The organism is Mycolicibacter sinensis (assembly GCF_001673565.1).
Classification (GTDB): Bacteria; Actinomycetota; Actinomycetes; order Mycobacteriales; family Mycobacteriaceae; genus Mycobacterium; species Mycobacterium sinense_C.
Genome location: NZ_LZMF01000092.1, coordinates 1 through 18,925, shown reverse-complemented (window position 1 = coordinate 18,925; position 18,925 = coordinate 1). Strand labels below are relative to the sequence as shown.

Genomic DNA, 18,925 nt, shown 5'->3' with positions numbered 1-18,925 from the left:
ACTCCGCCGGTGGCATCACTTTCGCATCATTTGTCACGCGTGGGCGCCTGCCTGTCAGAATGGACCGGATGTCGAAGGCAGCCGACCAGGAAAATCCACCCGCCACGCGGGTGTCTTGGCTGCGCACGCTGCAGGCGGCCGCCACCCGCCGCACCCTGCTGTTGACCGCGCTGGGCGGGCTGCTGATCGCCGGGCTGGTGACCGTGGTTCCGGTGGCGGGCGACGGGAACGGCGGGTTGCTCGGGCACCTGCGCTCCGAGCCGGCCGCCGGCACCGGCGGTAAAGGCGCCGGGCCCGGGCTGGGCATCGGGATCGGGAAGGGCAACGAGGCGATCGATCGCGCGGTCGCCGGCGACTGCCTGAACTGGCCGGAGAACGACCTGGACGGCGCGACGGTGGTCCGCTGCGCCGACGAGCACAAGTTCGAAGTCGCCGGGCCGGTGGACATGAAGATGTTCCCGGGTGCCGAGTACGGCCCGGACGCCCCGCCGCCCACGACCGCCCGCATCGAGCAGATCACCCAGGAACAGTGCGAGTCCTCGGTGCGCCGCTACCTCGGCCCGAAGTTCGACCCGCACAGCAAGTTCGTCGCCAGCATGTTGTGGGCCGGCGAGCGGGCCTGGCGCCAACACGGTGAGCGCCGGATGTTGTGCGGCCTGCAACTGCCCGGCGTGGGCGGCCAGCAGATCGCCTTCACCGGCAAGGTCGCCGACATCGACCAGTCCAAGGTCTGGCCGCCGGGCACCTGCCTGGGCATCGATCCGGCCACCAACCAGCCCAACGACGTCCCGGTCGACTGCGCGGCGCCGCACACCAAGGAGGTCACCGGCACGGTCAATCTGGCCGAGCGGTTCCCCGACGCGCTGCCCCCGGAACCCGAGCAGGACGCCTTCATCAAGGACACCTGCACCCGGCTCACCGATACCTATCTGGCGCCGGTGCAGTTGCGCGACACCACCCTGACGCTGACCTACGCCACCGTCTCGCTGCCGAGCTGGTCGGCGGGCAGCCGCGAGGTGGCGTGCAGCCTCGGCGCCACGCTGGGCAACGGCGGCTGGGCGGCTCTGATCAACAGCGCCCGCGGGTCGTTGCTGATCAACGGTCAGCCACCGGTCCCGCCGCCGTCGATTCCCGCCGAGCGGCTGAACCAACTGCCCGCCGGTAGCCAGCCCCGGTGAGTGTGCAGATGGACCCGGACCGGTTCGACGAACTGGTCTCCGACGCATTGGATCTGATCCCGCCCGAACTGGCGGCCGCCATCGACAACGTCGTGGTGCTGGTGGAGGACCGCAACGACGAGGAACCCGAGCTGCTCGGGCTGTATGAAGGGGTGGCGCTGACCGAGCGCGACTCGAACTACGCCGGATCCCTGCCGGACACCATCACGATCTACCGGGACGCGCTACTGGAGATGTGCGGCTCCGACGACGAGGTCGTCGACGAGGTGCGCATCACGGTGATCCACGAGATCGCCCACCACTTCGGCATCGACGACGACCGGCTGCACCAACTGGGCTGGAGTTGAGCGAGCGTGTCGCGGCGCGCCGGGACGGTGTTGTCGGCACGCAGTGCTAGGAACGACGCATGGATGACCACTGCCGAGCCTGCCGGGCGGGGCTGGAGCACTGCCACGGCACCCTCATTCACCACGTGCTGCAGGCCGCCGAGTGCACCGAGGACGGCTGCCCCGGCGAGGTGCTGCTGCACGCGTTCGCGCTGGACTGCGAGGCCGTCGGCTGCCGCTGCGCCGAGGTCTACGCGCTGGCGATCTGACCCAACGCGGCGACCCTCCCGCGCAAGCGGGAGGTGCCCCGCGGCGCCCGGCTCCGCAAGCTCCGCCGCGCTTGCGATCGCCTAGCCCATCGGGTCGGTGTCGGAGCGCAGCGCGTCGCCGACCGGGTCCGCATCGGGCTCGGGATAGAACGGCGGCGTCAACGCGCCCCACTGCACGCAGCTCCACCGGCCGTCGGTGATCGGTGAGAGCACCACCGCCTCGGTGTTGTTCAGGTGGTTGTCCAGCACGAAACTGCCGTCCACCCCGGCCAGGGTGGCCGCCGCCAGGCGGATCGCCGCGCCGTGGCTGACCACGACGATGTCACCGGTCCAGTCGTCGTCGTCGAGGTAGCGCATCCGCAACTCGGTGACCACCGGCAGATAACGGTCCAGCACCTGCTCGGCGGTCTCGCCGCCGGGCAGCGCGACCCCCGGTTCGCCGGAGTGCCAGCGCTGATAGATCGCGTTGAACTCGGCGATCGCGTCGTCGTCGTTGCGGTCCTCCAGCGCCCCGGCCTGCACCTCGTGGATTCCGTCGAGGGCGCGGGCGGTCAGCCCGAAGCGGCCGCTGATCTCCGCGGCGGTCTGCACGGCCCGGGTCGCCACCGAATGGGCGACCAGCGCCGGACGGTGCACGCCGTTGCCCGCGAACGCCCGCGCCTGATCGCGGCCCAACGGGGTCAGCTCCGATCCGGGCGGGCGGGTGTCGAGCCGACGCTCGACGTTGCCGTAGGACTGCCCGTGCCGCACCAGCACCAGCCGGCCGCTCACGTCGCCGCCTCCGTCCGGCCGGCCGGCCCGGCGGGCCAGGAACCCAGATACCGCACGTCAGCGCAGCGCTGGCGCAGCGCCTGCAGTGCCTCGCCGACGGCGGGATCGTCGATGTGCCCTACGCAGTCCAGGAAGAACAGGTAGGTGCCCAGCTCGGTGCGGGTCGGGCGGGACTCGATCCGGGTCAAATCGATACCGCGGCTACCGAATTCGGTCAGCGCAGCAGCCAGGGCGCCGGGTGCGTTGTCCAGCCGCAGCACCACCGACGTCCGGTCGGCGCCGGTGCGCGGCGGCGGCGTCGCGGGCGCGCCCACCAGTACGAAACGGGTACGCGCGTTAGGTTCGTCGATGACGCCTTCGGCCAGGGTGAGCAGCCCGCGCTGTTGCGCGGCCAGTGCGGTGCTCACACCGGCGTCGGCCTCGCCGTCGCAAACCTGCTGCGCTGCAGCGGCATTGGAGTTCGCCGGCACGATGTGCGCCTGCGGCAGGTGCTCGGCCAGCCAGCGTCGCACCTGGGCACCGGCCACCGGGTGAGCGGCCACGGTGCGGATGTCGGCCGCCGCCCGCCCGGGCGCGACGACAACCGAGAACGCGACGTCCAGGGCGGTTTCGGCGAATATCTGCAGCGCCGAGCCGACCGCGAGCCCGTCCAGGGTGGGTGTCACCCCGCCCTCGATCGAGTTCTCGATCGGCACGCAGGCGTACTCGGCGGCGCCGGTACGCACCGCCTCCAGGGCGGCCGGCGTGCTCTCGGCCGGCACGGCGCGATGCTCTTGATGGCCACAGCCGGGAACCAGTCCGGCGCCGGTCAACGCGAGCAGCGCCGCTTCGGTGAAGGTCCCCGCCGGGCCGAGATAGCTGATGCGGGTCACGGCACAACCCTATCGGCCGTGGCCCGGCCGGGGCCTCGGCGCCGCCTTCACCGGCGGCGCGGCGAACACATTCCGCATTTTCGGTTGCGCCGAGCCGGGTCGTTAATTAAGTTAGGCTTACCTCACTTACTGGAAGGGTGATCGATGGCAACCACCACCACAGCGGTAACCGTCCCGACGTCCGCGGAGCGGATCCGCAGCGCCTGCGTCCGGGGCCAGGCACTGGTGGCCATCGCCGACTCCACCGACGCCGCGCCGGTCAACGCACCGGTGTGCCACCTGCTGTCGGACGGCTCGGTGGTGGTTGCGGTCCCCGTCGACGACCCGGTCGCCGAGGCTGCCGGCGCCGGCGGTTCAGCGAGCCTCGACGAAGGAGAGGCGAAGCTGGGACCGCCGCATCAGCCCGGCGGTTCAGCGAGCCTCGACGAAGGAGAGGCGAAGCTGGGACCGCCGCATCAACCCGGCGTCGCGGCGATGCTGGAGCTGACCGACCATGCCCCGCTGCGGCTGCGGGAACGCGTCCGGGCTCTGGTGTGGATCCGCGGCCGGCTGCAGGCGGTGCCCGAGCCAGAGATCGTCGCCCTGCTCGACCGGATCGCCACGGCCGACCCCAACCCGGCGCTGCTGCAAGTGATCTCACCGCGCTCGCCCGCGGGCGGCCGCTACACTCTGCTGCGGCTCATCCCGGACTCGGCGGTACTGGCCGATGCGACCGGGGCCGAAGCGGTCGCCGTGGATGAGCTGCTGGCTGCAAGACCCGACCCGTTCTGCGCGATCGAGGCGCACTGGCTGCATCACCTGGACTCGGCGCACCCCGAGCTGGTCGCCCGGCTGGCCACCACCAAGCTGCCACCGCGACTGCGGCGCGGGCGGCCCCGCCCGCTGGCCGTGGACCGCTACGGCATGTGGCTGCGGGTCGAGGCCGCCGACGGCGATCACGATGTCCGGCTGAGCTTCCCGCGGCCGGTCACCGACGTGATGGGGCTGAACCGGGCGGTGCGCGCGTTGATGGGCTGCCCGTTCCTCAACGGCTTGCAGCCGCGCCCCCGCTAGCGGTCAACGGTTACCGTGTCGAGGTGACCGAGCCGGCGGCCCCAGGACGCGCACTGCGCCTGGAGGTCGCCGTCGTGCTGGCGGTGACCTACGGCGTCAGCGCCGCTACCGCGATGCTGCAACTGGCCGACGCGGTGCTGCGTGACCTGAGCGCCCAGCGGATCCCGCTGAACCCGCGCCGGTCCTATTTCGATGTCATCGACTTCGGCCTCAACGCGGCCTGGGCGGCGCAGCTGTTCGCCTGGGGTGCCCTGGCGCTGTATCTGTTGTGGCGCAGCGGTTATGGTCCGGCGCGTATCGGGCTGGATCGGCTGCCCCGCGGCCGCAACCTGGCCGGTGCCCTGGGCCTGGCGGCATTGATCGGGCTGCCCGGCCTGGCGCTGTATCTGCTGGCGCGCACCCTGGGCCTCAACGCCGACGTGATCCCCGCGGCGATCAACGACACCTGGTGGCGCGCCCCGATGCTGATCGTGATCGCGTTCGCCAACGGCTGGGCTGAGGAGGTGATCGTCGTCGGCTATCTGCTGACCCGGCTGGGACAACTAGGTGTCTCGCGGCCGGTGGCGCTGGCCTGCTCGGCGCTGCTGCGCGGGGCGTATCACCTCTATCAGGGGTTCGGTGCCGGATTAGGCAACGTGGTGATGGGTGTGGTGTTCGGCTACGCCTGGCAGCGCACCGGCCGGCTGTGGCCGTTGATCCTCGCCCACGGTCTGATCGACACCGTGGCGTTCGTCGGCTACGCGCTGTTCGCCGACAAGCTGGGCTGGCTGCCTTAAGACCCCGCCCACATCGCCAAACCCCCGCCGAGAGTGCAACCATGCAGGGACGACCGCGAAATCACCTGCGTGAGTTCACTCTCGGCAGCGGATGACACCGCGCCCGCCCCGCCCCGCCGGCTATGCCGCCGCGACCGGGGTCACGGTGATGCTCACGGTGCCCGCGCCGGCGTCCGACCCGATCACCAGCACCGCGGCGTTGGGGTCTGAGAGGACCTCCCCGCCGGTGACGCTGACCTGGTAGCCGTTCGGGAACTGGATGTCCGGGATCGAGATCTTGGTCTCCGATCCGGCGGCGAAGCTGCCCGAGCCGTCGGCCATCGCGGTGGAGTAGCTGAACGAGAAGACGCCATTAGAGAACGACCACGCGCTCGGGATCCCGGCGATCACCTGCGGGTACGGCTGGGCCAGCGTCGCCACGATCGGCTCGTCGACGTTGCCGCCGGTCGGCGGCAGGTTGGTGTTGTGCACCAGCGAGCCCGCCTCGTTGGTGTAGCCCCAGTACAGCCAGCCGAACCGGTGCGGGTCGATCGAGTTCAGCTGACTGGTGATGGTGTCGACGTTATGGGTGGCACCGAATTCGGTGACCACCCCGGGGACGCCGTAGTGGTCGATGTAGCGCTGGGCGCCGTCCATCATCATCCCGTCCCACAGCGAGCAACCGGTGGAGCTGCCCCCGCCCAGGGCGTCGAAGATGCAGTAGTCGTGGAACGCGAAGACCACGTTGTCGTCGTCGACCTCGCCCAGGTGGGTGACCGCAGTGGCGTTGCCGAACAACACGTTCGGCTCGTAGTACACCGTGGTGTTCGGGTCGACCGACCGGATCGCCGAGATCACCTGGTCGTAGAACGGGGTCAGCGTCTCGCGGTCGAAGTGCGGGTCGCCGAGCAGGCTGGCCAACCACGGCGAGCCCAGCCACGGCTCGTTCATGATCTCGTAGCCGGCCACGCCGGGCGTGCCGCCCAGGTAGTCGGCGACGTTCTGCCACATCCGGGCGTAGTGGTTCTGCAGCCCGATACCGTCGACCTTCTCGTTGGCCCAGAACGCATCCCAGGCCTGGTTCTGCGCCGGGTTGAGCGCGTAGCCGAAGGGGAACGGCGCGCTGGTGTCGTTGTCGTCCGGGTTGAACAGCGTCGCCCAGTCCGGGGCGCCGTTGCCGCCGATCTGCGAGCTGTAGAGGTCCTGGTGCATGTCGAGGATGCTGACGATGCCGCGCGCCTTGAGGATCTCGATGGTCTCCTTGACCGACTCGAGGTAGGCCCAGTTGTACTCCCCGGGCTTCGGCTCGATCTCCGCCCAGTACAAGCCCAGCCGCACCGCAGTGAAGCCGTTGTCGGCCAGGAACTTCGCGTCGTCGTCGTCGAAGCCGTTGCCGCCGGGTGAGAACGGCGGCGACTTGTACACCTGGTTGACGCCCTGCAGGATGACCGCCCGGCCGTCCTGGTCGACGATCCAGTTGCCGGCGGTGCTCAGTTCAGGCAGCGCCTTCTCCGGAGCTCCGTCCAGCGCGCCGAAGTGGCCGACGGCGCCGTGGGTGCCGAACGCGCCCGCGAGACCTCCGGCGCCGCCCAGGCCGGGCAGATCACCCTGGCTGACCCAGACGCCGCTGCCGGCGTTGCCGCCGTCGCCGCCGCCGCCGAACCACGCCGAGCCGTTGCCGCCGTCACCGCCGTTGCCGCCGATGTGGGTGCCGTCGCCGCCGGCGCCGCCGGCACCACCGATGCCCAGCATCCACCCGATCCCGGCACCGCCGGCGCCACCGATGCCGCCGGTCACCCCATCGCCGCCGGTGCCCCCGATGCCGCCGACGCCCATGTACCACCCGCCGGCCCCGCCGACACCACCGGCGCCGCCCTCGCCACCGGCGCCACCGGCCCCGCCGTTGCCGAAGAACCCGGCCGCACCACCGGCACCCCCGACGCCACCGGCCTCGGCGTTGTCCCAGCCGGCCCCGCCATCACCGAACAGCCAGCCCCCGGCGCCACCGGCGGCGTGCTCGGCAGTACCGGCCGCGCCGTCGCCGATCATCATGCCCAGACCCAGCGACCCGCTGAGCTGGTTGAAACCGTCGACGATCGGCGCCATCCACGAGCTGCTGACCAGGCTGTCGATCCCGGTGTAGAGCGGGGTGTAGTACCAGTCGTGCACCAGCCCGGTCAGGTCCGGGGCGAACAGGCTCGGCGATGCAGTCGCTATCCCGGCCAGCAGGCCATCCCAGTGTCCGGGGTCGAAGAACGCCTCCCAGGCCGCCGGACTGAACAGCGCATCCCAGTCCCCGGTGGTCGCCTCCACGAACGGCGCCAGCGCCAGCTCGAACACCTCGTCGAGGCCCTCGGCAGCAGCCACCGGCGTCGGAACCAGCGGCGTCACCCCGAACGCCAGAAAAGCCGCCACCGCAGACCCGACCCCGACCAGTTTCCGCTTCGTGCTGACCTGACGAGTCATCCTGGGTAGACCTCTTTCCATTGTGGCGGAGGACAACGCAGTCAAGATAACAACTTGGTGCGAAAACCACTAGCGCTACCTGAGAAACGCCAGTGTGGTGGACCTAGTGCCGGAATCAGCTCCGAAGTCCGCGGCGGCCCCCGCTGAAATAGGTGTATCCGGTCGCCAGTGCGCAGATCAGACTGGCGATCGCCAGCATGTAGGTGCCGCCGGCGACCATGCCGATACCGCCACCGATCGCGGCCCCGAGCACGAACGCCCCGAACAGCAGGAAGTACCCCAGCCAGTGGCCGCGTTCCCCGCCGCTGAGATGCCGTTCAATGCCCTGGCCCATCTTCACCAGCGTGCCGGTCACATAGCTCAACGGGATGGACACCTCGCCCTTGCGGTCGACGAAGGTGGTGTTCAGCGCTCCGATACCGAACGTCATCAAGAGGATCGGGAAGAAGGGCAGCGGAAGCTCCGGGCCACCCAGCAGCACGGCGTCGACCACGGTGGCCAGCACCAGAGCCAGGGTGGTCAGCACCGTGGTGGCATAGGGCCGGGTCGGCCACAGATGCCGCCGGCACAACGACGCGCTGACCACACCGGCCACGAAGGCGACCAGGAGCAGCGCCGCCGAGGCCGCGAGCCAGGGCGATGACGCTGCCCAGTCGTCCTCGGCGTAGTAGCCCATCACGGCGCGCTGCGCGTTGCCGGTCATGAAGGTGACGAAGTAGCCGGCGGAATGGGTGAACGCCGTTGCGCCCAGCAGACCCGCCAAGCCGGCCAAGACCCACGACAACCTGGTTTCGCTCGCACTATCCCGGATCCGGGTCGCCGCGCTATCGGGCTGCGCAGCGCATTGCGCCGGCTCAGCGCAGCGGTCGCAAGAGAGTTGATCGGGCACCAGCGGGTTTCCTTCCCGTTATCGGGCACTGTCAGCCGGCTCGACACTCGGGCAGGCAGGTCGGTCGCCTGCCCACCAACCGAGGCGGAACATCTTGGGATGCAACATGAATCGCGAAGCGCCGACACACCGGTCCCACCATTTTCCAGAGCGCGAACCGGCCCTCGCCATGGTGTTTAACACCCATTTTCGGGCACCTGGTTCGCGTAGATTGAGCGGGTGAACGGCGATCGCAGACCCGTGGGGCCGCAGCGTCCGTGGGATCGCCGGCCACCGACCCCACCGCCACGCGAGCCGCCGCCGCTGCTGCACCGCCAGCCTTATCGGTCGCCTCCTCGGCCGACGCCGCCCCCGTCAGCGCCCCCGGCGCCAGCGCAACAGCGACCGCCATCGCGACCGGTGCGACGGCGGCAGCGGTCCTGGGCACGCCGACTCGTGGTGCTGGCCCTGCTGGTGGTGCTGGCCGGTGCGGCAGGCCTGGTCGCTGGCGCCGCCTGGTTCGACAGCGCGCTCCAGCGCGCCGCGGTCTTCACCGGTTACGCCGAGCGGCCGGCACACGGCCGCGGCACGACCTGGCTGCTGGTCGGCTCCGACAGCCGCGCGGACCTCACCGCCGAACAGCAGCAGCACCTGACCACCGGCGGCGAGATCGGCAACGGCCGCACCGACACCGTGCTGCTCATCCATCTGCCCGAAGCCGGCTCCGGCTCGCCCGCCACGGTGGTGTCCATCCCGCGCGATTCCTATGTGCCCATCCCCGGCTACGGCGACGACAAGATCAATGCCGCCTTCGCCCTCGGTGGAGCGCCGCTGCTGACCCGAACCGTGGAGCAAGCCACCGGCCTGCGACTGGACCACTACATCGAGATCGGCTTCGGCGGGTTCGCCGCGCTCGTCGACGCCCTCGGCGGGGTCACCCTGTGCCCCGACGAACCGATCGACGACCCGCTGGCCGGGCTGAGCCTGCCGGCCGGCTGCCAAAAACTGGCCGGGCGGGCCGCCCTGGGCTACGTACGCAGCCGGGCCACCCCACGCGCCGATCTGGACCGGATGGACCACCAGCGGCTGTTCTTGTCCGCACTGCTGGCGCGCATCGCCGATCCGGCGGTCTGGCTCGACCCGCGGCGCTGGTACGCCGTGCCCAACGCCGCCGTGCACGCGTTGACGGTGGACGCCGGCGCGGGCGTACTGGATCTGGCCGCACTGGGCTGGGCGCTGCGCGGCCCCACCACGATGCTGACCGTGCCGGTCGGGGAGTTCACCTACACCGACTCCGGCAACGCGGTGGTATGGGACCACCAGCAGGCCGCCCGGCTATTCGAGGCGTTGAGCCGCGACGAGCCGCCCGCAGCCGGCCCGGATAATTGACGCTAATTCGAACATCCGGAATTACCGCCCGGCGAAAGAGCTATTTCAGCCTACCCTATCTTTACTTAGGCAAAGCTGTCCTGAGTAAGCCTCGCCTTGGATGCGCACCCGGTCTGACCTGGGGTAGCATCGCGACCATGTCCGAGATCGATAACCACACGTCGAAATTCCACGCCCTGCTGCAGGAGCAGGTCTACCACGAATTCACCGCCGCGCAGCAATACGTCGCGGTGGCCGTCTATTTTGACAGCGGTGATTTTCCGCAATTGGCGAAATTCTTTTACGCCCAGGCGGTCGAGGAACGCAGTCACGCGATGATGATGGTGCAGTACCTGATCGACCGCGGCGTCGCCGTCGAGATCCCCGGAGTGGACGCGGTGCGCAACCGCTTCGACGCCCCGCGGGACGCCCTGGCGCTGATGCTCGACCAGGAACGCACCGTCACCGAGCAGATCAGTGGGCTGACCAGCGCGGCCCGCGACGAGGGCGACCACCTCGGCGAGCAGTTCATGCAGTGGTTCCTGCGCGAGCAGGTCGAAGAGGTGGCGACGATGTCGCGGCTGTTGCGGGTGGCCGATCGCGCCGGGCACAACCTGTTCGACCTGGAGAGCTTCATCGCCCGCGAAATCGGCACCGGCACACCGGAGCCCGGCGCACCGCGCGCCGCCGGCAGCTGACACCTCGCCCGCCGGCTGATCAGCCCGCCCGCAACCGCGCCTTGGTTCGGGCGGGCTGATTCGTGGCGACCCACGCGACGCCGACGTCTCGGCAGAAGTCGACGTCCTCGTCGCGGTCGACGGTCCAGCAGTACACCGCACGGCCGCGCGCGGCGGCATGGTCGACCAGCTCCGGGTGTTCTCGAAGCGTCGCGATCGAGGGACCGATGGCGGTGGCACCGACCGTGGTCGCAGCGCTGCCACCCAGGTAGCGGGCGGCGGACCCCAGCAGCACCGTCGGCAGCAGCGGGGCCGCCCGGCGGATCCGCCACACCGCCGCCGCCGAGAACGACATGACCACCGCACGCGAGCGGGTCGCCGAAGCCGGTGAGGCGATCCCGAAGCGGTGCAACAGCGCCAGCAGCCGGCGTTCGACCAGCGCGCCGTAGCGCACCGGATGCTTGGTCTCGATGAAGATCTTCACCGGCCGTTGCCAGTCCAGCACCAGCGCCATCAAAGCGTCGAGCGTGAGCAGTCCGGTGTCTCGCAGCTCGGTCGCCTCCGGTGGCCCGGCCGGCCGGCCGTCGTGCCAGGCCCCGTAGTCCAAGCCCTGCAACTGCGACAGCGTCATCTCGCTGACCAGTCCCGCCCCGCTGGAAGTCCGGTCCACCCGCCGGTCATGCACGCAGACCAGGTGACCGTCGCTGGTGAGCCGCACGTCGCACTCCACGCCGTCAGCGCCCTCCTGCAGCGCCAAGTCGTAGGCGGCCAGAGTGTGTTCCGGGCGGTCGAACGACGCACCCCGGTGCGCGACCACGAACGGGTGCTCCGCCACCACCTCGTCGGTCGCTGCCATGGGCTTATGCTGCCGGTTCCCGCCCGCCGGACCCACCCACAGCGGCCGGTGTCGCAACAGTTTCCGGCTCCGCGGACGACGCGGTCTCCGGCGGCACCGCCGGCGCGGCGCCACGGTCGTCGGCGACCACCACCCAGTGGTGGGCGGGCCGCGCAAAAGACCGCTGTTCGAATCCTCCGACGACCCGCGAGGCCGCCACCACCGCGGCCAGGCCCAGCAGGTAGGCGACCACCATCGCCACCATGTTGTCGGCGATGCCCTGCGCGTCGTCGGTCCAACTGGTGGCCGTGGCGAAGACCGCCGCCGCCGTGGCGGCCGCCCACACCAGCCACCACACCACGATCGGTTTACGCAGCCGGCCCAGCCGATCCTCCCGCCCGGCCAGCTCCAGCGCGTAGACCGGCGCCCAGGCCAGGTTGACCAGCGGCACCAGGCAGCCGGCCCACAGCGCCCAGGCCGGCCGCGACTCGGGCAGATGTTGCCTAGCGAACGCCGCCGCCCGCCGCGCGAGCAGCCATCTGGTCAGCACCACCGCGCAGTGGACGACCGCCGCGATCGCCGCGAGGCCGGCCAGCCGGCCCAGCCACACCGCGCCACCGGCGATCAGCGGGTGCAGCAGTCTGGTGCGGTTGATGATCATCAGCAGGTAGATCAGCGCGTGCACCAGCGCGGCGATCCCCAGTGCGGCGATCGCACCCCCCAGCGCCTTCTCCAGCGACCGGGCCGAAGGGGCAACCCGTTCCTCCGTTTTCCGTTGCGCGGCAACCGGATTGGGAGCGCCCATCAGCGTCCAGCGCGGCATCACCGAATAGCGGGGAGTGGGGCCCAGCGGCCGGCGGCGGCGACGCTGCGGCGGCGGCGGTCCGGGGCGCACCGCGATCCAGCGGTAACCGGGACCCAACCGGGGCGGCGACTCAGGCCCGGGCCGGGAAGGTCCGGGCGGCGCCGGGGGCCCGGGCTGTGCCCACTGCAGCTCCGCTTCCTGCGCGGGAGTCAGTGGCGCCCACAGCGCGCCGTTGCAGCGCGGGCACCAGGCCCGCCGCCGATCGCGCACGTTCCACCGCGTGCCGCAGCGGGAGCACACCTGAATCACCGCACCAGCGTAGCGAGAGCGTCGGCGATGGAGTCCGGGACGCGGCGGACCGCCCATTCCGAGGCCCCTCCAGCTACCACCGGCTATCCACAGTTTCCACAGGTTTATCCACATGGTCATTGCGGGTACGGAGTGCCATGAGGTGGCTTTTGCACGTCGCTCCAAGGGGCGACTGTGGATAACGCGCCGTCGCCAAAGTGAGCTGATTAACAGCGTCGAGCGAAATCTCTTGATTCACTAACCAGCTGCTCTCCCTCGCCCCTGCCGGGCATTGCTGCTGGCAGGCGGGCGATACCCGCCGAATTTTTCCACCGCGCCGGCGAAGCGCTATGATCGCCGTCACAGAACGGTTGTGATGCGCCTCACGGGCGGGCGCGACGGCGAAGTTTTGGGGGCGACAGGGATGTTGAGGGCAGGGGAATGACGGCACGTCCGATCGGGCCCGCCGCGACGGCGGCGGGGTGGCCTGCGGGATCGTCGACCTACAAGCGCGGCTACCTGCTGGCCTCGCTGCGCGCCGGGATCATCGCCCTGGTGTTGCTGACCTTCCTGCTGGCGATCGTTCTGATCTAAACGCCGCGCGCCGGCGTGGCTACGCGACTCGTTGTTGCGGTACACCGCGCGTTGGAGCAGTGTTGATCGAGGTGGCCTCACCACACCGCGCCCGCGGTAGGCGGTGGGTTGCCGCCAGCGCGTCAACGCAAGTCGACAATGATCAACGGTGATCGACACCGGATCGACCGAAGGAAGGAACCCCGTGGCCGACTACACCTTGCCGGACTTGGACTGGGATTACGGAGCCCTTGAGCCGCACATCTCGGGCCAGATCAACGAATTGCACCACAGCAAGCACCACGCCGCCTACGTCAACGGCGCCAACAGTGCCCTGGAGAAGCTCGCCGAGGCACGCGCCAACGACGACCACGGCGCGATCTTCTTGAACGAGAAGAACCTGGCCTTCCACCTCGGTGGGCACGTCAACCACTCGATCTGGTGGAAGAACCTGTCCCCCAACGGCGGTGACAAGCCGACCGGCGACCTGGCCGCCGCCATCGACGACGCCTTCGGGTCGTTCGACAAGTTCCGCGCACAGTTCACCGCGGCCGCCAACGGCCTGCAGGGTTCGGGCTGGGCGGTGCTCGGCTACGACACCCTCGGCGGCAAGCTGCTGACCTTCCAGCTCTATGACCAGCAGGCCAACGTGCCGCTGGGCATCATCCCGCTGCTGCAGGTCGACATGTGGGAGCACGCCTTCTACCTGCAGTACAAGAACGTCAAGGCTGACTACGTCAAGGCGTTCTGGAACGTCGTCAACTGGGCCGACGTGCAGTCCCGCTTCGCGGCCGCCACCTCGAAGACCTCGGGTCTGATCTTTTAGCCCAGTGCCTTAAGTGGGGCGTCGCGCCGTTGGCGCGGCGCCCCGCTGTGCTTTCCTCACCGATTCGTTATCCGGCGCGCCGCCGTGTCCGCTTGCACGCGCACGCCGGCTGTCGCATGCTCCCAGGCAACCCACCCGCTGAAATGCGAGCAGGCGAGCCAAAAGTCGCGGAGGGTGTGCGATGGAGACGACAGGGTCCGGCCGGGCGATCGAAGTCGCCCCGTTTCATTCCCGCGGCGAGCTACATGGATTCGTGGTCTTTGGCCGCTGGCCGGATTCCACCAAGGAGTGGGCGCAACTGCTCAGCATCGCCGTCCGGGTGGCCTCGATGCCCGGATTGCTGACCACCACAACGGTGTTCGGCACGCGCGAGGAACTCCCCGACAACCCGGGCCCGGGCACCGTCGGATTGCTGATGGCCGAAGGGACCGTTTCCGGCGAATCCGCGATCGCGCCGGGCTACTTCGCCGCCCATCAGCCCTCTGCGCTGCTGATGCTGCACCCGCCCTCGGAAACCATTCCCTCGTTGCCGGAGTGCCGGGGCGCGGCGTCGGGTTGTGTACTGCTGCCCGGACTGCCGCATCTGGGCCTGGAACACCGGGCCGCCTGGGTCGAAGCCGAATCCGACGGCACCGTCACCTCGATGGTGAGCCGGGTGGGTGTCGACCCCGTCAGCCATCCCGATACCGCGATCCTGGCCATGCTCCTTGCCGCATAGGGCAATTCAGGATCGCCCGAACCCCTCGCCGAACCCCCGGATTCGGCTCGCCGAAATCTCCGCAGCGCTGGCGGGCGGGCCGGGCAGTCACTAGCCTCGGCAGCTGACGAAAGGTCGTCTTGCATGCTCGCCGCCATGCTGATCAGTCTGGGAGTGGTCTTCCTCGCTGAGCTCGGCGACAAATCGCAGCTGATCACCATGACCTACGCGCTGCGGCACCGCTGGTGGGTGGTGTTGAGCGGGGTGGCGATCGCCGCGTTCGCGGTGCACGGCATCTCGGTGACCGTCGGTCACTTTCTGGGACTGACGTTGCCCGCGCGGCCTATCGCCGCCGCGGCCGGGGTGGCGTTCATCGGTTTCGCCGCGTGGACGTGGCGGGAGGGCAAGAACGCCGTATCCGACGACGGGCCGGTTCGTGAGCCGCGGTTCGTGGTGCTCGCGGTGGTGTCCTCGGTGCTGCTGGCCGAGCTGGGCGACAAGACGATGCTGGCGACGGTGGCCCTGGCCAGTGACCGCAGCTGGCTGGGGGTGTGGCTCGGCGCGACGGCCGGCATGGTGCTGGCCGACGCGGTGGCGATCGGCGTCGGGATGGTGCTGCACCGCCAGCTGCCCGAGCACCTGCTACACGGGGCGGCCGGCCTGCTGTTCCTGGCGTTCGGTCTGTGGATGCTCCTCGACGAGGCGCTGGGCTGGCGCCCGGCGGCCATCGCCTCGATCGCCGGGGTGGTGGTGGCGGCGTTCGCGGCAGCGCTGCGGCGGGCCGCCCTGCACCGGCGCGAACACCCCGCCGGAGACGAATCCGCCGCCCGGTAGCAAATACTCCAGGCGACTCTGCGTGTGGGGCGAACTTCACTTCGCCGGAGGGGCGTCCGACGCCGGGGACCGGCGGACGATTCGGCGGCGCGCCGGGCAACCGCCGCGAACGATGCAATTGTGCTTGGTACACCACAAAACTGCGGCCCCAACGGCCGGTACAGCCGACGAATGAACCGCGTCGAGTGGCACCCAACATCAAGATCGGATTCGCAGCGGAATCACCCTTGGTTGTGTGGGTATCTATGGCTACGATGATCAGCAAATCATCAGACGTGACGGCTCCCCCCTCGCCGAGCGCCTGTCGACCGCTTGCCGACCCCCGGGAGGTCCTATCGATGAGCGCGACTTTCGCTGTCCGCTTGAACCGCCTCTTCGAGGTGGTGTATCCGCCCGGACGCGGGCCACACACCTCCGCCGAGGTGATCGCGGCCCTCAAAGCGGAGGGCATCACGATGTCGGCTCCCTATCTATCCCAGCTCCGCTCGGGAAACCGGACGAACCCGTCGGTGGCCACCATGGCCGCGCTGGCCAATTTCTTCCGGATCAAACCGGCGTTCTTCACCGACGACGACTACTACGCCAAGCTGGATGCCGAACTGGCCTGGCTGGACAGCGTCCGCGACTCCGGGGTGCGCCGCATCGCGACTCAGGCCGTCGGGCTGTCCGCCGAGGCCCAGCAGGACATCCTGGACCGGATCGATGAGCTGCGCCGCAAGGAGCACCTCAGCGCCTGAGGCGCCGGCACCGCGATTAGGGTGGCGCAGATAGGTTCCAGCGAGACACCGGGGAGGCGGCCGCGAATGGGCCTGTTCAGAAAACGCAAGAGCCGCGCGACCCGGCGCGCCGAGGCGCGGGCGCTGAAGGCCGGGGCTCGACTCGAGGCTCGGCTGGCCGCCAAGGGCGAGGCAAAACGCTTCAAAGCCGCCCAGCGTGCTGACGCCCGAGCACTGAAAGCCCAGATCAAGTCCGACCGGAACCGGGACCGCGCCACGCTCAAGGCGGCCGAGAGTCAACTCAAGGCGGCCCGCGACGGCAAGCTGCTGTCCGCGGCCCGGATCCGCCGGACCCTGGTGGTATCGCGGATGCTGGCGCCGATCGTGGTGCCGCTGGTGTATCGGGCCGCCATGGCGATCCGCGGCCTGATCGATGAACAGCGGGCCGCCCGGCTCGGGGTGCCGCTGGCCCGCATCGGCGACTTCTCCGGGAAGCACGAAGCCCGGCTCTCCGCACGGATCGCCGGAGCGGAGAAGACGCTGCACTTGGTGGCCGAGCGCAAACCCAAGGACTCCGAGACCCGGCAGTTCGTCACCGCGATCACCGCGCGGCTGAGCGACCTGGCCACCGCGGTGACCGCCATCGAGACCATGCCGGTGGAACGGCGCCGGGCCGCCTCCACCGCGATCAGCGAGCAGCTCGACGGAATCGACGCCGATCTGATGGCCCGGCTGGGGCTGCCGTCATGAGCGCCCGAATCCGCGCGGGCGCGCTGGCCGCGGCGGTCGCCGTCGCCGCCTCGATCGCCGGCACCGCACCGGCCTGGGCGCACGTGCACGCCAGCAGCCCGGGCGCGGTGCGCGGCGGCGTCGCGATGGTCACCTTCGAGGTGCCGAACGAATCGCCGACCGGTTCTGCCACAACGGAACTCACCGTGACGCTGCCGGACGTGGCGTCGGCGCGCACCGAGACCACACCGGGCTGGACGGCCCGCTTGGACCGCGACGCCAAAACCGGAGCGGTGCGCTCGGTGACCTGGACGGCCGACGCCGGCGGCATCGGCGCCGACCAGTTCGGTCTGTTCCGGATCGCGATGAAGCTGCCCGACGCCGAGACGGTCGACTTCCCGTCGGCGCAGCGCTACGCCGACGGCACCGTGGTGCGCTGGGATCAGGCGCCCCCGCCCGGCGGCGGCGAGGCGGAACGCCCGGTGCCCACGCTGCGCCTGGCGGCCGGTCCGGCCTCGGCACCCGAACACCACGGCCAGCACCCGCCGCCGGCGGTCTCTGCCGGTCCTGCGCAGCCGGCCGAGCCCGAGGCCGACGGAGCCCACCACGCCGACAATGCGGCCCGGCTGCTCGGCGGCGCCGCGCTGCTGGTCGCCGCGCTGGCCGCCACGATTGCGCTGGGCCGGCGGCGCGCATGACCGGGGCCGTGCGGGTCGCGTTGGCGGGGATGTTCGCACTGGCCGCGTTGTTGGCGCCGGTGGCGCCGCCCGGGGTGGCCGCCGCGCACGCGGTGCTGGTCTCGGCCGATCCGGCCGGCGGCGCCGAGCTGTCGCACGGGCCGCAACGCGTCAGCGCCACCTTCAACGAGCAGCTGCAGACCAGCTTCGCGGCCATGACGGTGGTCGGGCCGGACGGGCACCTGTGGTCCACCGGCGAAACACAGGTCCGAGGTGCGGTCGCCAGCGTTGCCGTCCGCCCGCTCGGCCCGGTCGGCACCTACACCGTCCACTACCGGGTCACCTCCGCCGATGGTCATGTGGTGTCCGGTTCGTGGCCGTTCCGGCTGACGGTGGCCGGCACCGGCGAACCCGGCCCGGCGGTCACCGACCACGGCGAGGCACCGCCCCCGATACCCCGCCGCGACACCGAGCCCGCCGGTGACGACCTGCCGATTTGGCCGTTCGTGGCCGGCGCGGTGGCGCTTGTCGGGGCCGGTCTGTGGCTGAATAGGCACCGATCCTGATCGCTGCCACCTCCTGACCGCAGGCAGATGCTGGCATGATGGGCGAAGTTGCCGGTGCCGCCGACTTGATCTGAGACGAGAACCCGCCAGAGGAGCTGCCGTATGACCGAGCCGCAGGACCAGCCCGACCACGAATCCGCCGCTGCACCCAAGCCCGCCGAGCCGACTCCGCCGGCCGAACCGGCTGGCGCCGACCCCGCCCCGCCGTCCCCGCCGATCGTGCCGGCTGAGTCCGACCGGCCCGCCGAGCCGCCCGCCAAGAAGGCGGCCAAGAAGGCCGCGGCCAAGGCCGCCAAGAAGGCACCGGCAAAGAAGGCTCCGGCCAAGAAGGCTCCCGCGAAGAAGGCTCCGGCCAAGAAGGCACCCGCACCGGCCCCCGCTCCCGCTCCCGCGCCGAGCCCCGTCGCCAGCAACGGCGCGGGCAAGCTCACCGATGGCGCCAAAGAAACGGCCGCTCAGGCCAAGTCGACGGTCGAGGCGGCCCGCAACCCGCTCACCCCGTCGGGATCGCCGTCTGGCCAGTCGCCGGCGGCGATACTGGCCGCCGGCATCGTCGGCTTGCTCGGACTGCTGCTGATCCGCCGGCTGTTCCGCGCCCGCCGCGGCTGAGCCCTTGAACGCAGGCTTTCGGCCCACCGCCGACCTGGTCGACGACATCGGCGCCGGCGTGCGCAGTTGCGACCTGCAGTTCCGCCAACTCGGCGGCCGCACCGAGTTCGCCGGCCGGATCAGCACGGTCCGCTGCTTCCAGGACAACGCGCTGCTCAAGTCGGTGC

At 70.3% G+C, this 18,925-nt stretch carries 21 protein-coding genes and 2 pseudogenes; 17 read left to right on the top strand and 6 right to left on the bottom strand.

Annotated features, from left to right (window positions below):
• Window positions 1-59 precede the first annotated feature (59 nt).
• The 3 genes and pseudogenes from A5648_RS13930 to A5648_RS13920 all read left to right on the top strand — a co-directional run.
• A pseudogene (locus tag A5648_RS13930) lies at window positions 60-1,157 on the top strand (septum formation family protein); the annotation flags it as partial.
• A 17-nt stretch (window positions 1,158-1,174) separates the two neighbouring features.
• Window positions 1,175-1,525 (top strand): metallopeptidase family protein, encoded by a 351-nt coding sequence (locus A5648_RS13925; protein ID WP_065025112.1) that lies wholly within the window; start codon window positions 1,175-1,177, stop codon window positions 1,523-1,525.
• Between the two features lie 59 nt (window positions 1,526-1,584).
• Window positions 1,585-1,773 (top strand): hypothetical protein, encoded by a 189-nt coding sequence (locus tag A5648_RS13920; protein WP_065025111.1) that lies wholly within the window; start codon window positions 1,585-1,587, stop codon window positions 1,771-1,773.
• 81 nt (window positions 1,774-1,854) lie between these two features.
• Here A5648_RS13920 and A5648_RS13915 read toward each other — a convergent pair whose 3' ends face one another.
• Together A5648_RS13915 and pheA are read right to left on the bottom strand one after the other, a co-directional pair.
• Complete coding sequence (locus A5648_RS13915; protein WP_065025110.1) at window positions 1,855-2,544, bottom strand: histidine phosphatase family protein; 690 nt, start codon at window positions 2,542-2,544, stop codon at window positions 1,855-1,857.
• Complete coding sequence (gene pheA, locus A5648_RS13910; protein WP_065025109.1) at window positions 2,541-3,416, bottom strand: prephenate dehydratase; 876 nt, start codon at window positions 3,414-3,416, stop codon at window positions 2,541-2,543. Before pheA ends, A5648_RS13915 begins: the two co-directional genes overlap by 4 nt.
• Before the next feature lie 144 nt (window positions 3,417-3,560).
• On the opposite strand from pheA, the gene A5648_RS13905 reads away from it, so the two are divergent.
• Both A5648_RS13905 and A5648_RS13900 read left to right on the top strand, forming a co-directional pair.
• Window positions 3,561-4,469 (top strand): DUF2470 domain-containing protein, encoded by a 909-nt coding sequence (locus A5648_RS13905; protein WP_065025108.1) that lies wholly within the window; start codon window positions 3,561-3,563, stop codon window positions 4,467-4,469.
• Between the two features lie 23 nt (window positions 4,470-4,492).
• The gene (locus A5648_RS13900) at window positions 4,493-5,245 is read left to right on the top strand and encodes a CPBP family intramembrane glutamic endopeptidase (protein ID WP_065025107.1); all 753 of its coding nucleotides are present in this window, start codon (window positions 4,493-4,495) and stop codon (window positions 5,243-5,245) included.
• Window positions 5,246-5,365: 120 nt separating this feature from the next.
• Here A5648_RS13900 and A5648_RS24925 read toward each other — a convergent pair whose 3' ends face one another.
• The gene (locus A5648_RS24925) at window positions 5,366-7,690 is read right to left on the bottom strand and encodes a cellulase family glycosylhydrolase (RefSeq protein ID WP_065025106.1); all 2,325 of its coding nucleotides are present in this window, start codon (window positions 7,688-7,690) and stop codon (window positions 5,366-5,368) included.
• Window positions 7,691-7,805: 115 nt separating this feature from the next.
• Window positions 7,806-8,501 (bottom strand): DUF1275 family protein, encoded by a 696-nt coding sequence (locus A5648_RS13890; RefSeq protein WP_065025138.1) that lies wholly within the window; start codon window positions 8,499-8,501, stop codon window positions 7,806-7,808.
• Window positions 8,502-8,798: 297 nt separating this feature from the next.
• On the opposite strand from A5648_RS13890, the gene A5648_RS13885 reads away from it, so the two are divergent.
• Window positions 8,799-9,947: an LCP family protein gene (locus tag A5648_RS13885; protein WP_065025105.1), complete on the top strand. Its 1,149-nt coding sequence runs from the start codon at window positions 8,799-8,801 to the stop codon at window positions 9,945-9,947.
• Between the two features lie 137 nt (window positions 9,948-10,084).
• On the top strand, window positions 10,085-10,624 hold the full coding sequence (locus A5648_RS13880) for a ferritin (protein ID WP_065025104.1): 540 nt from the start codon (window positions 10,085-10,087) through the stop codon (window positions 10,622-10,624).
• A 19-nt stretch (window positions 10,625-10,643) separates the two neighbouring features.
• Here the strand turns inward: A5648_RS13880 and A5648_RS13875 are convergent, their stop codons facing one another.
• Together A5648_RS13875 and A5648_RS13870 are read right to left on the bottom strand one after the other, a co-directional pair.
• A complete protein-coding gene (locus A5648_RS13875; protein ID WP_065025103.1) occupies window positions 10,644-11,459 on the bottom strand; it encodes a glycerophosphodiester phosphodiesterase in 816 nt (271 codons plus the stop codon).
• A 4-nt stretch (window positions 11,460-11,463) separates the two neighbouring features.
• The gene (locus tag A5648_RS13870) at window positions 11,464-12,552 is read right to left on the bottom strand and encodes a DUF4328 domain-containing protein (protein WP_065025102.1); all 1,089 of its coding nucleotides are present in this window, start codon (window positions 12,550-12,552) and stop codon (window positions 11,464-11,466) included.
• Between the two features lie 420 nt (window positions 12,553-12,972).
• Here A5648_RS13870 and A5648_RS24075 point away from each other — a divergent pair, with 420 nt between their 5' ends.
• From A5648_RS24075 to A5648_RS13825, 10 genes and pseudogenes are all read left to right on the top strand, one after another.
• Window positions 12,973-13,125 (top strand): hypothetical protein, encoded by a 153-nt coding sequence (locus A5648_RS24075; RefSeq protein WP_165607345.1) that lies wholly within the window; start codon window positions 12,973-12,975, stop codon window positions 13,123-13,125.
• Between the two features lie 184 nt (window positions 13,126-13,309).
• A complete protein-coding gene (locus A5648_RS13865; protein ID WP_065025137.1) occupies window positions 13,310-13,930 on the top strand; it encodes a superoxide dismutase in 621 nt (206 codons plus the stop codon).
• Window positions 13,931-14,111: 181 nt separating this feature from the next.
• Complete coding sequence (locus A5648_RS13860; RefSeq protein ID WP_065025101.1) at window positions 14,112-14,648, top strand: peptidase; 537 nt, start codon at window positions 14,112-14,114, stop codon at window positions 14,646-14,648.
• A 123-nt stretch (window positions 14,649-14,771) separates the two neighbouring features.
• Window positions 14,772-15,461 carry a TMEM165/GDT1 family protein gene (locus A5648_RS13855; RefSeq protein ID WP_065025100.1) on the top strand — a complete coding sequence of 230 codons (690 nt, stop codon included), beginning with the start codon at window positions 14,772-14,774 and terminating at the stop codon, window positions 15,459-15,461.
• A gap of 338 nt (window positions 15,462-15,799) precedes the next feature.
• Window positions 15,800-16,198 (top strand): helix-turn-helix transcriptional regulator, encoded by a 399-nt coding sequence (locus A5648_RS13850; RefSeq protein WP_065025099.1) that lies wholly within the window; start codon window positions 15,800-15,802, stop codon window positions 16,196-16,198.
• A 66-nt stretch (window positions 16,199-16,264) separates the two neighbouring features.
• On the top strand, window positions 16,265-16,927 hold the full coding sequence (locus tag A5648_RS13845; RefSeq protein WP_065025098.1) for a DUF6474 family protein: 663 nt from the start codon (window positions 16,265-16,267) through the stop codon (window positions 16,925-16,927).
• Entirely contained in the window at window positions 16,924-17,604 is a 681-nt protein-coding gene (locus A5648_RS13840; RefSeq protein ID WP_065025097.1) for a YcnI family protein, read from the top strand. Before A5648_RS13845 ends, A5648_RS13840 begins: the two co-directional genes overlap by 4 nt.
• Complete coding sequence (locus A5648_RS13835) at window positions 17,601-18,149, top strand: copper resistance CopC family protein (RefSeq protein WP_065025096.1); 549 nt, start codon at window positions 17,601-17,603, stop codon at window positions 18,147-18,149. The genes A5648_RS13840 and A5648_RS13835 overlap by 4 nt, the downstream gene beginning before the upstream one ends.
• A 102-nt stretch (window positions 18,150-18,251) precedes the next feature.
• Window positions 18,252-18,758 carry a nucleoid-structuring protein H-NS gene (locus A5648_RS13830; RefSeq protein ID WP_109470792.1) on the top strand — a complete coding sequence of 169 codons (507 nt, stop codon included), beginning with the start codon at window positions 18,252-18,254 and terminating at the stop codon, window positions 18,756-18,758.
• 4 nt (window positions 18,759-18,762) lie between these two features.
• A pseudogene (locus A5648_RS13825) lies at window positions 18,763-18,925 on the top strand (ribonuclease E activity regulator RraA); the annotation flags it as partial.

What these genes read in the sequence shown, in the direction of transcription:
- A5648_RS13840 (WP_065025097.1), top strand. Translation starts at nt 16,924, where the DNA reads ATGAGCGCCCGAATCCGCGCGGGCGCGCTGGCCGCGGCGGTCGCCGTC.
- A5648_RS13860 (WP_065025101.1), top strand. Translation starts at nt 14,112, where the DNA reads ATGGAGACGACAGGGTCCGGCCGGGCGATCGAAGTCGCCCCGTTTCAT.
- A5648_RS13875 (WP_065025103.1), bottom strand. Translation starts at nt 11,459, where the DNA reads ATGGCAGCGACCGACGAGGTGGTGGCGGAGCACCCGTTCGTGGTCGCG.
- A5648_RS13845 (WP_065025098.1), top strand. Translation starts at nt 16,265, where the DNA reads ATGGGCCTGTTCAGAAAACGCAAGAGCCGCGCGACCCGGCGCGCCGAG.
- A5648_RS13830 (WP_109470792.1), top strand. Translation starts at nt 18,252, where the DNA reads ATGACCGAGCCGCAGGACCAGCCCGACCACGAATCCGCCGCTGCACCC.
- A5648_RS24925 (WP_065025106.1), bottom strand. Translation starts at nt 7,690, where the DNA reads ATGACTCGTCAGGTCAGCACGAAGCGGAAACTGGTCGGGGTCGGGTCT.
- A5648_RS13905 (WP_065025108.1), top strand. Translation starts at nt 3,561, where the DNA reads ATGGCAACCACCACCACAGCGGTAACCGTCCCGACGTCCGCGGAGCGG.
- A5648_RS13855 (WP_065025100.1), top strand. Translation starts at nt 14,772, where the DNA reads ATGCTCGCCGCCATGCTGATCAGTCTGGGAGTGGTCTTCCTCGCTGAG.
- A5648_RS24075 (WP_165607345.1), top strand. Translation starts at nt 12,973, where the DNA reads ATGACGGCACGTCCGATCGGGCCCGCCGCGACGGCGGCGGGGTGGCCT.
- A5648_RS13880 (WP_065025104.1), top strand. Translation starts at nt 10,085, where the DNA reads ATGTCCGAGATCGATAACCACACGTCGAAATTCCACGCCCTGCTGCAG.
- A5648_RS13920 (WP_065025111.1), top strand. Translation starts at nt 1,585, where the DNA reads ATGGATGACCACTGCCGAGCCTGCCGGGCGGGGCTGGAGCACTGCCAC.
- A5648_RS13850 (WP_065025099.1), top strand. Translation starts at nt 15,800, where the DNA reads ATGAGCGCGACTTTCGCTGTCCGCTTGAACCGCCTCTTCGAGGTGGTG.
- A5648_RS13835 (WP_065025096.1), top strand. Translation starts at nt 17,601, where the DNA reads ATGACCGGGGCCGTGCGGGTCGCGTTGGCGGGGATGTTCGCACTGGCC.